A 13,988-nucleotide genomic window follows, 5' to 3' on the forward strand; every position below is an offset into this window, starting at 1 on the left:
CTGAGCGGGGGTCGGACGGAGGGGAGAACACGGAACGCGAGTCGCCCGTCTGCCTCGCGCCACCACGCCTTCGCCCCTCATCGCGTGCCCCGCTGCTTCATCAACCAGCCGCCGCAGGATTGGTTTCGGGGATTCACCCGGTTGGACCGCGCCGCATCCGGAAATGCCCGGAGAGCGAGGGGCTCACGGCGCATGACGTCGTTGCCCCCCGATGACGTGGCGCGAGCGCCGCCCGACCGGCTACGACACCACGTCCTTCCGGGCGAACCCGCGAAAGGCCAGGGCGAACAGCACCAGGGCGTACGTGAGGGAGATCGCCGTGCCCTGGATCATGCCGGACCACTCGGGGTGCGGCTGTACGGCGTCGGCCCAGGCGAACTGCCAGTGCGCGGGCAGGAAGTCGCGCCAGTGGCCGAGGGCGGTGACGGCGTCCAGGACGTTGCCGACGATGGTCAGGCCGACCGCGCCGCCGACCGCGCCCAGCGGGGCGTCCGTCTTGGTCGACAGCCAGAACGCCAACCCGGCGGTGACCAGTTGGGACACGAAGACGTACGCCACGACCACCAGGAGGCGCTGGGCGGCGGTGCCGGAGCCGAGCTCGCCGCCGGTGGGGATCTCCAGCGGGCCCCAGCCGTAGGCCGCCGTGCCGACGGCGAGCGCCACGACCGGCAGCAGCACCATCGCGGCCAGGCTGAGGCCGAGCCCCACGACCAGCTTGGACCACAGCAGCCGGGCCCGGGGCACGGGCGCCGCGAGCAGATAGCGCAGGGAGGCCCAGCTCGCCTCCGAGGCCACCGTGTCCCCGCAGAACAGGGCCACCGGGATCACCAGGAGGAAGCCCGCGGAGACGAACAGGTTCACCGCGGCGAAGTTGGCGCCGGACGCGGTGGCCGTGTCCATCAGGGTGACCTGGTTGTTGCGGCCGCCCGGCTCGCCGCCGACGGCGAAGGCGACGACCAGGACGAAGGGCAGGACGGCGAGGATCCCGCCCATGACCAGCGTGCGGCGCCGCTTCAGCTGGCGGACCAGTTCGACCCTCAGGGGCAGGGTGCGGCCGGCCCGGTAGCCGGAGGCGGTCTCGACGGGCTTCGGGTGCTCGGCGAGCGTGCTCATGCCGTACCTCCGATCAGGGTGAGGAAGGCGTCTTCCAGGCGTCGGTGGGGGCCGACGGACTCCACCGGGACGTCGAGCCGGACGAGTTCGGCGACCAGGCGCGGTGCGCTCCCGCCGACGTCCAGACGGACGAGGAGCCCGTCCTCGGTGCGCACCGCCGAGGCGACGCCCGGCAGCGCGGCCACCTTCTCGACGACCGGCTCCTCCACGGGAGCGTCGGTGCCGACCAGGAGGGTGTCGCCGGAGCCGACGATCTCCTTCACCGGACCGGCCTGGACCAGCCGGCCCCGGTCCATCACGACGAGGTGGGTGCAGGACTGCTCGACCTCCGCCAGGAGGTGGCTGGAGACGATCACCGTCCGGCCGGCTGCCGCATAGCGGATCATCACCTCGCGCATCTCGCGGATCTGGGGCGGGTCGAGCCCGTTGGTGGGTTCGTCGAGGATGAGCAGGTCGGGCAGGCCGAGCATGGCCTGGGCGATGGCGAGGCGCTGACGCATGCCCTGGGAGTAGGTGCGCACCGCGCGGGCGAGCGCGTCGCCCAGGCCCGCGATCTCCAAGGCCTCGTCGAGGTGCGCGTCCTCGGCCGGACGGCCCGTGGCCCGCCAGTACAGCTCCAGGTTCTCGCGGCCGGACAGGTGCGGCAGGAAACCCGCGCCCTCCACGAAGGCGCCGACCCGGGACAGCACCGGCGCGCCCGGCCGGATCGCGTGGCCGAAGACGCGGATCTCGCCGCCGTCCGGCCGGATCAGACCCATCAGCATGCGCAGGGTCGTCGTCTTGCCCGCGCCGTTCGGCCCCAGCAGGCCCAGTACCTGGCCCTTCTCCACGCGGAAGGACAGGTCCTTGACCGCGTACCGGTCGCTCGACTTCGCGTACCGCTTGCTCAGGTCGGTGATCTGGAGGGGGACGTCGGCCGACCCGGGGTCGGGGGCGGGGGTGGCGGTGCGCCTGCGGGCCGTCAGCAGCAGGGCGAGCGCGACGGCCGCGCCGGCGAGGGGCAGCCACCACACCCAGGCCGGCAGCGCGGCGGCCGCGGTCGTCACGGCGGGGGCGGTCGGTACCTTCAGGTCTCCCTTCAGGGAGACGGTGTACGTCGCCGGGGCGGCCGGGGAGGCGTAGCCGAGGTCGGTCGAGGCGAGGACCAGGCGGAGCCGGTGGCCCTTCTGGACCTGGTGGTCGATCGCCGGGAGCGTGAGGGTCACGTCCTTGCCGGACCGGGTGCCCTCGACGCGGACCGGTGTCACGAGCTGGGCGGGCAGCACCTGCTGGGTGCCGCCGGGGCCGACGTCGTAGACCTTGGCGAACAGCACGGTGTCGTCGCTGGTCGACGTCACGTGGACGGTCGCGGTCGGGGATCCCGTGATGGTGAGGTCCTCGGTCACCGGTGCCGACTCGAACGAGGCGTACTGGCCGGGGAAGTCGAGCGACACCCCGATCCCGAGGGCCGACAGCTGGGCGAGCCCGCCGCCGGTGCCGAGTCCGGGCAGGGCGGAGATGGCGGGCGGGCTGGCGCCCGCGGGGTTGTCGAAGCGCTGCTCGCGTCCGGTCAGCGCGACCGACCGTTCGCCGCTCTCCAGGCCGGGGTAGGTGTCTCCGCTCGCGCCCCGCGACTGGGCGGCGCCATCGGTGGAGTCGACGCCTCCGGTGCGGGTGACGCGGAAGGCGGGGCCGGTGTCCGTGCCCTTGTCGTCCTTGAGGTAGCGGTCGAACCAGGACGTCACACGGGCCTGGACGCGGCTGCTCTCCATGTCGCCGCCGTCGTGCCCGCCCGCGATCCAGTCGACGTCGACGGGGGCGCCGTTGGCCCGGATCGCCTTCGCGGCGGCGTCGGCCTGGCCCAGCGGGAAGAGCGAGTCGGTCTGGCCCTGCACCAGAAGGGTGGGCACCTTGATGCGGTCGGCGACGGCGGACGGGGAGCGCTCCTCGAGCAGCTCGCGTGCCGCGGTGTCCGGGGTCCCCGACTCGGCCACCCGCTCGTACATCGCGCACAGCGCGGGCTCGAACTTGTCGCAGCCGCCGCCGGTGTTGAAGAAGATGCCGGTCCACAGCTTCTTGTACACGCCGTTCGGGAACAGGGCGTCGGCGAGGTTCCAGTAGGTGATGGCCGGGGCGATGGCGTCCACCCGGTCGTCGTACCCGGCGGCCAGCAGCGAGATCGCGCCGCCGTAGGAGCCGCCCACGACGCCCACGCGCGGGTCGCCGGCCCTGTCGAGCCGGACCTGGGGCTGCTTCGCCAGCCAGTCGATCAGCTTCGAGACGTCGGCGACCTCGCCCTTGGGGTCGTTCAGCCCGATCCTGCCCGTCGACTTCCCGAATCCGCGCGCCGACCACGTCAGCACCGCGTACCCGTCCCGCGCCAGGGACTCCGCCTGCTGCCGTACGTCGTCCTTGCTGCCGCCGAAGCCGTGCGCCAGCAGGACGGCCGGGCGGCGGCCGGTGGCGGAGGAGGTGAAGTACGAGGTGTCCAGGCGCACCCCGTCGACGGCCATGACCCGGTCGGTGCGGCGCACCGGGGGCGCGTCGTCGGAGGCGACGGCCGTCCATGTCCCGGCACCGGCGAGCACGACGACGGCGGCCGCGGCGGCCAGCAGCCGTCGCGGCCTCCGTGGCCCTCGCAGCGCGGGCAGTCGAAGATCCATGCGTCAACGGTACGGTCCGCCACCGACATGCGAAGCAGCCTCCGGGCGGAACGCCCGCCCCTCCCCCGGGCGTACGGGCCCGGGGTCTCGTACCGCAGCCGTGGTACGCCCCGTAGCGGCCCGAGGGCACTGAGCCCCCGGGTGACGGCTCAGGCCCGCGCGTCCTCCGGGATGGACACCAGCCAGCGGGTGTCGCGGCGCGGGCGCAGGTAGAGGGCCCAGTAGAGGGTGGCGACGGCCGTGATGCCGCCGGTCCACAGCAGGTAGCTCGTGTCCTGCTGGGTGAGGATGTACGCGAGGACCGCGATCAGCAGCACGGGCATCGCGGGCCACAGCGGCATGCGCCACGCGTGCGTGTGCTTGTGCGAGCCGCGGCGGGCGAGCAGGGCGGCGACCGCGACGAGCAGGTACATGGCGGTGACGGAGACTCCGGTGACGCCGTACAGGGTGTCCAGGTTGACGAAGCAGAGCAGCGCGCCGGGGACGCCGACCGCGAGCGTGGCGACCCAGGGGGAGCCGAACCGGCCGAGCTTGGAGAAGACGTTGTTGACCGGCCCGGGCCAGGCCTTGTCGCGGGCCGAGGCGAACAGGACGCGGGAGTTCTGGATGACCATGACGATGCCCGCGTTGATGATCGCGAGGGCCACGCAGAGGCTGACGAAGGTGCCGACGGCGGAGTTGGACCAGGCGGTGACCATGGAGCTGATGTCGCCGCCGGTCAGCTCGGCGAGGTCGGAGGCGCCGAAGGTGATGGCGACGACCGGGACCAGGATGATCACGCTGGAGATGGCGAGGGTGGCCAGGACGGTTCGGGCGACGTTGCGGCGCGGGTTCTCCAGCTCCTCGGAGAGGTAGACGGCGGTCGAGAAGCCCTGGGTGACGAACAGGGCGATGGCGAGCCCGGAGACGACCAGCATGGCCGTCACCGTGTCCGTGTGGCCGTCCGCGCCGGCCACCTGCATCGACACCAGGCTGCCGGCGCCGCGGTGGCCGTGGGCGAAGCCCAGGACCGCCACGACGGCCGCCGCGATGACCTCCAGGACCAGGAAGACGCCCGTGATCCAGGCGTTGGCGCGCAGGTCGAGCAGGCCCGCGAGGGTGGCGAGCAGCATCACGCCCGCGCCCGCCAGGGACGGGTCGAGGTGCACGATCGGCGCGAGGTAGTCGGCCGTACCCATCGCGATCACCGGCGGGACGATCATGACGACCAGCAGGGACAGCACGAAGACCAGCCAGCCCGCGAGGCGCCCGGCCAGCGTCGACACCATGGCGTACTCGCCGCCCGCGCTGGGGATGAGGGTGCCCAGCTCCGAGTAGCAGAACGCCACGGCGATGCAGAGCAGGGAGCCGATGGCGATCGTGAGGGCGGTGGCCGTGCCGAGCGAGCCGAACAGGTCGGGGACGACCACGAAGAGCGTGGAGGCCGGCGTCACGCAGGAGAGCGTGAGCAGCGTGCCGCCGACGACTCCGATGGAACGCTTCAGCTTCCCGGGACTGCTGTCCGGGGCCTCTGCGACGGCGGTGGCGACAGGGCGGAGCGTGTCGGTCATGCGGCGGTTCCGATCGACTCGTGCGAGGTGCTAGGGGCGGGAGCGCTATCGCCTCCGGCGGCTTGGGTCGTACATCTCTTCGTCCGCTCCCGACGCCGCATGGAACCCCGACGAAAACCAGTGCGTCAATAGGTGTTTACCTTCGGAATTCGTAGATCGAAGTCGCCGATGATCGCGAATACGTCACTTCAGCCGGACCCTTCCCCGCCCGGGGCCCGTACGAGAATCGCAGCGCACCCGTCAAAAAAATGTGAAGACGTCCGGAATCCGGACGGGCGAAACGTCCCGATCCCATCTCCGCACGGCAAATACGGCCGTGTGAATGTCTGTGCGTCCCACTAGAGTCCACTGCACAGTCGAATCACAGCAACGGGTGGGGACAGATGAAGCTGAGGTACACAACGGCCTGGGTGGGGTTCACGGCCGCCGCCCTCATGGCGACCTCCGCGTGCGGCGCGGGGCAGACGGCCAAGAAGGCGGCCGACGGCGTCGCCGACAACACCGACAAGATCATGGCGGCGCTCACCCGGGCGACCGACCGCACCGAGCAGCTCGGCTCGGCCGAGGTGAAGATGTCCACCGACATGGGCACGGGCACCCCGGTCACCATGAACGGCACGTACTCCTGGGGCGACGGGTACGCCTTCGACGTCAAGATGGACACCAAGGCCGCCCAGATGCAGCAGCTGACGACCTCCCCGACGGTCCGCACGCTGTTCGTGGACGGCGCCTACTACTACGACATCGACCCCCAGGCCTCCGGCCCGCTCAAGGGCAAGGAGTGGATGAAGGTCGACTCGTCGGCGATCTTCGGTGAGCAGGGCGCGCAGGCGCTCAGCGGCAGCGCCGGAGGCAGCCCGTCGGCGTCCATGAAGGGCCTGAAGTACGCCAACGACGTCGACGACCTCGGCAAGGAGACCGTCGACGGGCAGAGCACGACCCACTACAAGGCCGTGATCGACCAGGCGCACATGGGGAAGTTCAAGGAGGCGTACGGCGACAAAAACAACCTCTTCGGCTCCATGACCGGCGGCGGCGGCTCAATCACCATGGACGTCTGGGTCGGCGACAAGGACCTTCCGGTGCGCATGACGCAGAAGTTCGGGAAGGCGACGGTCACCATGGACTTCGAGAAGTTCGGCGCCACGGCCGCGGTCAAGGCGCCGCCGGCCGCTCAGGTCGGTGACGTCACCGAGGAGATCAAGAAGGCCAACGAGCAGCAGGGCTGAGCCCGGACACGACGGTGCCCCGCCCTCCCGACAGCGGGAGACGGGGCACCGCGGGCCGTACGGCCACCGCTCAGTGGTTGCGCGGGAAGCCCAGGTCGACGCCCGCCGGGGCCTCGGACGGGTCCGGCCAGCGCGTGGTGACGACCTTGCCGCGGGTGTAGAAGTGGGTGCCGTCGTTGCCGTAGATGTGGTGGTCGCCGAAGAGCGAGTCCTTCCAGCCGCCGAAGGAGTGGTAGCCCACCGGCACCGGGATCGGCACGTTCACGCCGACCATGCCCGCCTCGATCTCCAGCTGGAAGCGGCGTGCGGCGCCGCCGTCCCGGGTGAAGATCGCGGTGCCGTTGCCGAAGGGCGAGCTGTTGATCAGCGCCACGCCCTCCTCGTAGGTGTCGACGCGCAGCACGCACAGCACCGGGCCGAAGATCTCGTCCTGGTACGCCTTCGCGCTGGTCGGCACCTTGTCGAGCAGCGAGATGCCGACCCAGTGGCCGTCCTCGAAGCCGTCGACGGTGCAGCCGGTGCCGTCGAGGACGACCTCGGCGCCCTCGGCCGCCGCGCCTTCGACGTACGAGGCCACCTTGTCGCGGTGCGCCTTCGTGATGAGCGGGCCCATCTCGGAGGTCGGGTCGTTGCCGGGACCGATCTTGATCTTCTCGGCGCGCTCGCGGATCTTCTCCACCAGCTCGTCGCCGACCGAACCGACCGCGACGACCGCGGAGATGGCCATGCAGCGCTCGCCGGCGGAGCCGTAGGCGGCCGACACGGCGGCGTCCGCGGCCGCGTCCAGGTCGGCGTCCGGCAGGACCAGCATGTGGTTCTTGGCGCCGCCCAGGGCCTGGACGCGCTTGCCGTTCGCGGCGGCCGTGGTGTGGATGTAGCGGGCGATCGGGGTCGAGCCGACGAAGGAGACGGCCTTGACGTCCGGGTGCTCCAGGAGACGGTCGACGGCCACCTTGTCACCGTGCACGACGTTGAACACGCCGTCCGGCAGGCCCGCCTCGGCGAGCAGCTCGGCGATCCTCAGGGAGGCCGACGGGTCCTTCTCGGACGGCTTCAGCACGAAGGTGTTGCCGCACGCGATGGCGATCGGGAACATCCACATCGGGACCATCGCCGGGAAGTTGAACGGCGTGATGCCCGCGACGACACCCAGCGGCTGCCGGATCGAGGACACGTCGACCCGGGAGGCCACCTCGGTCGACAGCTCGCCCTTCAGCTGCACGGTGATCCCGCACGCCAGCTCGACGATCTCCAGACCGCGCGCGACCTCACCCAGCGCGTCCGAGTGGACCTTGCCGTGCTCGGCGGTGATCAGCTCGGCGATCTCGTCGCGGTGCGCGTCCAACAGGGCGCGGAACTTGAAGAGGATCGCGGTCCGCTTGGCCAGCGACGAGGTGCCCCAGGTCGCGTAGGCGTCCTTCGCGGCGGCCACCGCGGCGTCCACCTCGTCGACCGTCGCGAACGCGACCTTCGTGGTGACCGCGCCGGTCGCCGGGTCGGTGACCGGCCCGAACGTACCCGACGCGCCTTCGACGGTCTTGCCGCCGATCCAGTGGTTGACGATCTTCGTCATGCCCAGTTGCTCCTTCACAGATGGCGGCGTCGGGTGGAGACGTGCCGTTCGTACAGCTCACGAGCCTTGACCGCCGACGATCGGGTCGCGGTCTCGGCCACAGGTACATCCCACCAGGCCTGCGCCGGAGGCGCGCCCGACACTGTGTCTGCGGTTTCGGTCTCCACGTAGACACATGTGGGAGTGTCGGCGGCCCGCGCCTGCGCGAGGGCTTCGCGCAGTTCGCGGACGGTCTTCGCGCGCAGCACGCGCATACCGAGGCTGGCCGCGTTGGCGGCAAGATCGATGGGCAACGGCGCCCCGGTGTAGGAACCGTCCTCGGGGGAACGTTGGCGGTACGCCGTTCCGAACCGCTCGCCGCCGACCGATTCCGACAGGCCGCCGATGGACGCGTAGCCGTGGTTCTGCACGAGCAGCATCTTGATCGCGATGCCCTCCTGCACGGCGGTGACGATCTCCGTCGGCATCATCAGGTACGTGCCGTCGCCGACCAACGCCCACACCGGCCGGTCCGGCGCCGCGAGCTTCACGCCGATCGCGGCCGGGATCTCATAGCCCATGCAGGAGTAGCCGTACTCCAGGTGGTACTGGTCGCGCGACCGGGCCCGCCACAGTTTGTGCAGGTCACCGGGGAGCGAGCCGGCCGCGTTGATGATCACGTCCGTCTCGTCGACGAGCGCGTCCAGGGCGCCCAGCACCTGCGGCTGCGTGGGCCGTACGTCCTGCTCGTCGGCCTCGAAGCAGGCGTCGACGCGCTGCTCCCAGCGCTCCTTGTCCTCGGAGTACTCGGCGACGTACGCGTCCGCGACCTTGTGGTCGTGCATGACCAGCGCCTCGGTCAGCTCCTGCAGACCGCTGCGGGCGTCCGCGATGAGCGGCAGGCCGCCGAGCTTGTGGCCGTCGTAGGCGGCGATGTTGAGGTTGAGGAAGCGCACGCCGTCACCCGCGAAGAGGGTGTTGGAGGCGGTGGTGAAGTCGGTGTACCGCGTGCCCACGCCGATCACCAGGTCGGCCGTGCGGGCCAGTTCGTCGGCGGTCGCGGTGCCGGTGTGGCCGATGCCGCCGACGTCCTGCGGGTGGTCGTAGCGCAGGGAGCCCTTGCCGGCCTGGGTGGAGGCGACCGGGATGCGGGTGGCCGCGGCGAACTCCGCGAGGGCCTCCTCGGCGCGGCTGTGGTGGACACCGCCGCCCGCGATCAGCAGCGGCCGCCGGGCGGCGCGGATCGCCCGGACTGCCTCGGCGAGCTCGGTCGGGTCGGCGCCCGGACGGCGGACCACCCAGATGCGCTCGGCGAAGAACTCCTCCGGCCAGTCGTACGCCTCCGCCTGCACGTCCTGCGGCAGGGCGAGCGTGACGGCGCCCGTCTCCACCGGGTCGGTGAGCACGCGCATCGCCTGGAGAGCGGCCGGGATCAGCGCCTCGGGGCGCGTGATCCGGTCGAAGTACTTCGACACCGGGCGCAGACAGTCGTTGACCGACACGTCGCCCGCGTACGGCATCTCCAGCTGCTGGAGAACCGGGTCGGCGACGCGGGTGGCGAAGATGTCGCCGGGCAGGAGCAGCACCGGCAGGTGGTTGATGGTGGCCAGCGCGGCGCCGGTGACGAGGTTCGTCGCGCCCGGGCCGATGGAGGTGGTCACGGCGTGCGTGGCCAGCCGGTTCGACTGGCGGGCGTAGCCGACCGCCGCGTGCACCATGGACTGCTCGTTGCGGCCCTGGTGGTACGGCATGTCGTCGGCGTACTCGATGAGCGCCTGGCCGAGCCCGGCGACGTTGCCGTGGCCGAAGATGCCCCAGGTCGCGCCGATCAGCCGCTGCCGTATGCCGTCCCGCTCCGTGTACTGGGCGGAGAGGAAGCGGACGAGCGCCTGCGCGACCGTGAGCCTCGTCGTCGAGGTCGTCGAGGTCATCGGTAACCCCCTGTGCTTTCTACGTGGTCCGGGTGGAAGCAGATCCGCCACTCCCGCGTCCCGCCCGGGCCCGCCATGACGTTGAGGTAGTACATGGCGTGGCCGGGCTGGGCGATGGACGGGCCGTGCCATCCGTCGGGGACGAGGACGGCGTCGCCGGAGCGGACCTCCGCGAGGACGTCGGAACCGCCCGCGCGTGAGGGGAATACGCGTTGGTAGCCGAAACCGTTCGGGCCGTCGATCTCGAAGTAGTAGATCTCCTCCAGCTCCGACTCCTCGCCGGGCCGGTGCTCGTCGTGCTTGTGCGGCGGGTACGAGGACCAGTTGCCGCCGGGCGTGACGACCTCGACGGCGATGAGCTTGTCGCAGTCGAAGGCGTCGGCGGAGGCGAAGTTGCGCACCTGGCGGGCGCAGCCGCCGCTGCCGCGCTGCTCGACGGGGACCTCCGGCGCGGGGCCGTAGCGGGCGGGGAGTCGTCGCTCGCACTTCGCTCCTGCCAGGGCGAAGCGGCCTCCCGCGCCGGAGGCGATCTGTGCCTGGGCGTCGCGGGGCACGTAGGCGAAGTCGGTGACTCCGCCGAACACGCTCTCCCTGCCCAGGAGTTGGAACTCTTTTCCCTCTGTTTGCACGGTACATCCGCCTTCCAGCGGAAGCACGATCCACTCGGTGTCCCCGGTGGTGAACGTGTGCGTTCCGCCCGGCACCAGCTCGACGATCCGCAGACTGCTGTGGGTCCAGCCGGCCCGCTTGGGATCGATGTCGAGCACGTGGTCGGCGTCGGCGGTGGCGCCCCGCGGGATGTGCAGTTCGTTGCTCATGCGGCCCTCACAACAGTCCTACGGCGGTGTCCACGGCGGCGGCCACGTCCCCGTCCGCCGGGTACAGCAACGAACGGCCGACCACCAGGCCCTGGACGGTGGGGAGCTGGAGCGCGCCACGCCACTTCTCGTACGCGCCGACCTGATCCTCGACGGAGCCCCCGACCTCGCCCCCGAGGAGCACGGCGGGCAGCGTGGAGGTCTCCATGACCCGGGCCATGTCGTCGGGGTTCTCGGTGACCGGGACCTTCAGCCAGGTGTACGCCGAACTGCCGCCCAGGCCGGAGGCGATGGCGATGGAGCGGGTGACGGCGTCGGCGGACAGGTCGTTGCGGAGCCGGCCGTCGGGGGCGCGGCGGCTGATGAACGGCTCGACGAAGACGGGGAGCCCGCGGGCGGCCATCTCGTCGATGGCGCGGGCGGTGGACTCCAGGGTGGTGAGGGAGCCCGGGTCGTCGTAGTCGATGCGCAGCAGCAGCTTGCCCGCGTCGAAGCCGAGGCGGTGGATGTCCTCGGGGCGGTGGCCGGTGAAGCGGTCGTCGAGTTCGAAGGAGGCGCCCTGGAGGCCGCCGCGGTTCATGGAGCCCATGACGACCTTGTGGTCGAGGGCGCCGAGCAGGAGCAGGTCGTCGAGGATGTCCGCGGTGGCCAGGACACCGTCCACGCCGGGCCGGGACAGGGCCAGGCAGAGGCGTTCGAGGAGGTCGGCGCGGTTGGCCATGGCCAGGCTGTGGTCGCCGACGCCGAGGGCGCCGCGGGCCGGGTGGTCGGCGGCGACGATCATCAGCCGGCCGTTGTCGCCGAGCAGTGGCCTGCGGGGGCGGCGGGCGGCGGCCTCGGCGATCGCCTCGGGGTGCCGGGTGCGGGTGCGGACGAGTTCGGCGACGTCCACGCGGGCGGGCGCGGCCCCGGAGCCGCCCTCGTGCCTGACCTCGCCGACACGGCCGGCCCTCACAGCACCGCTCCGGCGGTGAGCGCCGCGTCGACCTCGTCCGGCGTCGGCATCGCGGAGGAGCACTCCAGGCGGGAGGCGACGATGGCACCGGCCGCGTTGGCGTACCGCATGATCTTCTCCAGGTCCCAGCCGTTGAGGAGGCCGTGGCACAGCGAGCCGCCGAAGGCGTCGCCGGCGCCCAGGCCGTTGAGGACGTTCACCGGCAGCGGCGGGACCTCCGCGGACTCGCCCTCGCGGTTGACGGCGAGGACGCCCTTCGGGCCCTGCTTGACGACGGCGAGTTCGACACCGGCGTCCAGCAGGGCGCGGGCGGCGGCGTGCGGCTCGCGCACCCCGGTCGCGACCTCCACCTCGTCGAGGTTGCCGACGGCGACGGTGGTGTGGCGCAGTGCCTCGGCGTAGAAGGGGCGGGCGGTGTCCGGGTCGGCCCAGAACATGGGGCGCCAGTCGAGGTCGAAGACCGTCGTAGCGGCCTTGGCGCGGTGGGCGAGGGCGGCCAGCGTCGCCGTACGGCTGGGCTCCTCGCTCAGGCCGGTGCCGGTGACCCAGAAGATGCCCGCCTCGCGCACGGCGTCCAGGTCGAGGTCGTGGGCGTCGATCTCCAGGTCCGGCGCCTTGGGCTGCCGGTAGAAGTACAGCGGGAAGTCGTCCGGCGGGAAGACCTCGCAGAAGGTGACCGGGGTGGGCAGCCCGGGGACCGGCGTGACCCAGCGGTCGTCGACGCCGAAGCCGCGCAGGGCCTCGTGCAGATAGGCGCCGAAGGGGTCGTCGCCGGTCCGGGTGATCACGGCCGTCCGCCGGCCGAGCCGGGCCGCGGCGACGGCCACGTTGGTGGCGGAGCCGCCGAGGAACTTCCCGAAGGCCGACACCTGGGCCAGGGGGACACCCGTCTGCAGCGGATAGAGGTCCACTCCGATCCGCCCCATGGTGATCAGGTCGTACGCCATCGGGTTCCCTTCGCTTCGACTCCTCCCGGTTGTAGTGCCGGACCCCGAGCCCTGTCAATGTTTTGTCCAGACATTCGGACGAGAGCTTGACACCTTCTTCCCGATGACCGCACGCTGACGGCCATGACGTCGTTGTCACCGCAGTCCTCACTCTCCCGTATCCGGATCGGCTCGGCGCCCGACTCCTGGGGCGTCTGGTTTCCCGACGACCCGCAGCAGGTGCCCTGGCAGCGCTTCCTCGACGAGGTCGCCGCGGCCGGCTACGAGTGGATCGAACTGGGGCCGTACGGCTATCTGCCGAGCGACCCCGCCGTACTCGCCGAGGAGACCGCACGGCGCGGTCTGAAGGTATCGGCCGGAACCGTGTTCACCGGCCTCCACCACGGACCTGACGTGTGGGACAAGACCTGGGCACATGTGTCCGACATCGCCGCCCTGACCCAGGCGATGGGCGCCGGGCACCTGGTCGTCATCCCGTCCTTCTGGCGGGACGACAAGACCGGTGAGGTGCTGGAGCCGGACACGCTGACGCCGGAGCAGTGGCGCCATCTCACTTCCCTGACCGAGCGGCTGGGGCGGGAGGTGCGCGAGCGGTACGGGCTGGAGATCGTCGTCCACCCGCACGCCGACACCCACATCGACAGCGAGGAGAACGTCGCCCGCTTCCTCGACGGCACGGACTCCGGCCTGGTGTCGCTGTGCCTGGACACCGGCCACTACGCGTACTGCGGCGGCGACAGCGTCAAGCTGATCGAGACCTACGGCGAGCGCATCGGGTACCTGCACCTCAAGCAGGTAGACCCGGAGATCCTCGCGGAGGTGCGGGCGCAGGAGATCCCGTTCGGGCCGGCCGTGGCCCGCGGTGTCATGTGCGAACCGCCGTCCGGGGTGCCCGCGCTGGGGCCGGTGCTGGAGGCTGCGCAGAGGCTGGACGTGGACCTGTTCGCGATCGTCGAGCAGGACATGTACCCGTGCGAGCCGGACCGGCCGTTGCCGATCGCGCAACGGACGCGGGCGTTCCTGAGGTCGTGCGGGGCATAGCCCTCCGGGGGTTCGGCCGGGCGCCTGCTCGTCTGCCGGGTTCTGTGATGTGCGAGCGCGGGTTGTGTGTGGCTTGTCGCGCAGTTCCCCGCGCCCCTGAGGTGTCGCCAGCTGCGTACGTTCGCTCGTACGTTCCGAAAAAGCCGACCCGACTTTCTGCGGGCCCCCGTACGCCTTTGTGTCACCTCTGTCACAAACACCCCCTTCGTG

The 13,988-nt window shown here is 71.3% G+C and carries 10 protein-coding genes; 2 read left to right on the plus strand and 8 right to left on the minus strand.

The features are described from left to right. Positions 1–240 precede the first annotated feature (240 nt). From ACFY16_RS02060 to ACFY16_RS02070, 3 genes are all read right to left on the minus strand, one after another. Entirely contained in the window at positions 241–1,113 is an 873-nt protein-coding gene (locus tag ACFY16_RS02060) for an ABC transporter permease (RefSeq protein WP_390645133.1), read from the minus strand. Continuing rightward, a complete protein-coding gene (locus ACFY16_RS02065) occupies positions 1,110–3,755 on the minus strand; it encodes a CocE/NonD family hydrolase (protein WP_390645134.1) in 2,646 nt (881 codons plus the stop codon). The genes ACFY16_RS02060 and ACFY16_RS02065 overlap by 4 nt, the downstream gene beginning before the upstream one ends. A 149-nt stretch (positions 3,756–3,904) precedes the next feature. Further along, entirely contained in the window at positions 3,905–5,305 is a 1,401-nt protein-coding gene (locus tag ACFY16_RS02070) for an APC family permease (RefSeq protein ID WP_390645135.1), read from the minus strand. A 383-nt stretch (positions 5,306–5,688) separates the two neighbouring features. Here ACFY16_RS02070 and ACFY16_RS02075 point away from each other — a divergent pair, with 383 nt between their 5' ends. Then, the gene (locus ACFY16_RS02075) at positions 5,689–6,534 is read left to right on the plus strand and encodes a hypothetical protein (RefSeq protein WP_390645136.1); all 846 of its coding nucleotides are present in this window, start codon (positions 5,689–5,691) and stop codon (positions 6,532–6,534) included. Positions 6,535–6,604: 70 nt separating this feature from the next. On the opposite strand, the gene mmsA is transcribed toward ACFY16_RS02075, so the two are convergent. From mmsA to iolC, 5 genes are read right to left on the minus strand one after another with little or no spacing between them, the layout of a single operon-like run. Then, positions 6,605–8,107 (minus strand): CoA-acylating methylmalonate-semialdehyde dehydrogenase, encoded by a 1,503-nt coding sequence (gene mmsA, locus ACFY16_RS02080; RefSeq protein ID WP_390645137.1) that lies wholly within the window; start codon positions 8,105–8,107, stop codon positions 6,605–6,607. Positions 8,108–8,121: 14 nt separating this feature from the next. Further along, complete coding sequence (gene iolD, locus ACFY16_RS02085) at positions 8,122–10,017, minus strand: 3D-(3,5/4)-trihydroxycyclohexane-1,2-dione acylhydrolase (decyclizing) (protein ID WP_390645138.1); 1,896 nt, start codon at positions 10,015–10,017, stop codon at positions 8,122–8,124. Continuing rightward, positions 10,014–10,835 carry a 5-deoxy-glucuronate isomerase gene (gene iolB / locus ACFY16_RS02090; RefSeq protein ID WP_390645139.1) on the minus strand — a complete coding sequence of 274 codons (822 nt, stop codon included), beginning with the start codon at positions 10,833–10,835 and terminating at the stop codon, positions 10,014–10,016. Before iolB ends, iolD begins: the two co-directional genes overlap by 4 nt. A 7-nt stretch (positions 10,836–10,842) precedes the next feature. After that, complete coding sequence (locus ACFY16_RS02095) at positions 10,843–11,727, minus strand: deoxyribose-phosphate aldolase (RefSeq protein ID WP_390646075.1); 885 nt, start codon at positions 11,725–11,727, stop codon at positions 10,843–10,845. A 59-nt stretch (positions 11,728–11,786) separates the two neighbouring features. Further along, positions 11,787–12,737, minus strand: coding sequence for a 5-dehydro-2-deoxygluconokinase (gene iolC / locus ACFY16_RS02100; protein WP_390645140.1), 951 nt, complete (start codon positions 12,735–12,737; stop codon positions 11,787–11,789). 123 nt (positions 12,738–12,860) lie between these two features. Between iolC and ACFY16_RS02105 the strand changes: the two genes are divergently transcribed. After that, entirely contained in the window at positions 12,861–13,778 is a 918-nt protein-coding gene (locus ACFY16_RS02105; protein ID WP_390645141.1) for a sugar phosphate isomerase/epimerase family protein, read from the plus strand. Positions 13,779–13,988: the final 210 nt, after the last annotated feature.

Source organism: Streptomyces sp. NPDC001315, assembly GCF_042896175.1.
Taxonomy (GTDB): domain Bacteria; phylum Actinomycetota; class Actinomycetes; order Streptomycetales; family Streptomycetaceae; genus Streptomyces.

Excerpts from the sequence above, each read along its gene's own strand:
- iolB (WP_390645139.1), bottom strand. The coding sequence starts at position 10,835 with ATGAGCAACGAACTGCACATCCCGCGGGGCGCCACCGCCGACGCCGAC.
- ACFY16_RS02060 (WP_390645133.1), bottom strand. The coding sequence starts at position 1,113 with ATGAGCACGCTCGCCGAGCACCCGAAGCCCGTCGAGACCGCCTCCGGC.
- ACFY16_RS02105 (WP_390645141.1), top strand. The coding sequence starts at position 12,861 with ATGACGTCGTTGTCACCGCAGTCCTCACTCTCCCGTATCCGGATCGGC.
- iolD (WP_390645138.1), bottom strand. The coding sequence starts at position 10,017 with ATGACCTCGACGACCTCGACGACGAGGCTCACGGTCGCGCAGGCGCTC.
- iolC (WP_390645140.1), bottom strand. The coding sequence starts at position 12,737 with ATGGCGTACGACCTGATCACCATGGGGCGGATCGGAGTGGACCTCTAT.
- mmsA (WP_390645137.1), bottom strand. The coding sequence starts at position 8,107 with ATGACGAAGATCGTCAACCACTGGATCGGCGGCAAGACCGTCGAAGGC.
- ACFY16_RS02070 (WP_390645135.1), bottom strand. The coding sequence starts at position 5,305 with ATGACCGACACGCTCCGCCCTGTCGCCACCGCCGTCGCAGAGGCCCCG.
- ACFY16_RS02065 (WP_390645134.1), bottom strand. The coding sequence starts at position 3,755 with ATGGATCTTCGACTGCCCGCGCTGCGAGGGCCACGGAGGCCGCGACGG.
- ACFY16_RS02075 (WP_390645136.1), top strand. The coding sequence starts at position 5,689 with ATGAAGCTGAGGTACACAACGGCCTGGGTGGGGTTCACGGCCGCCGCC.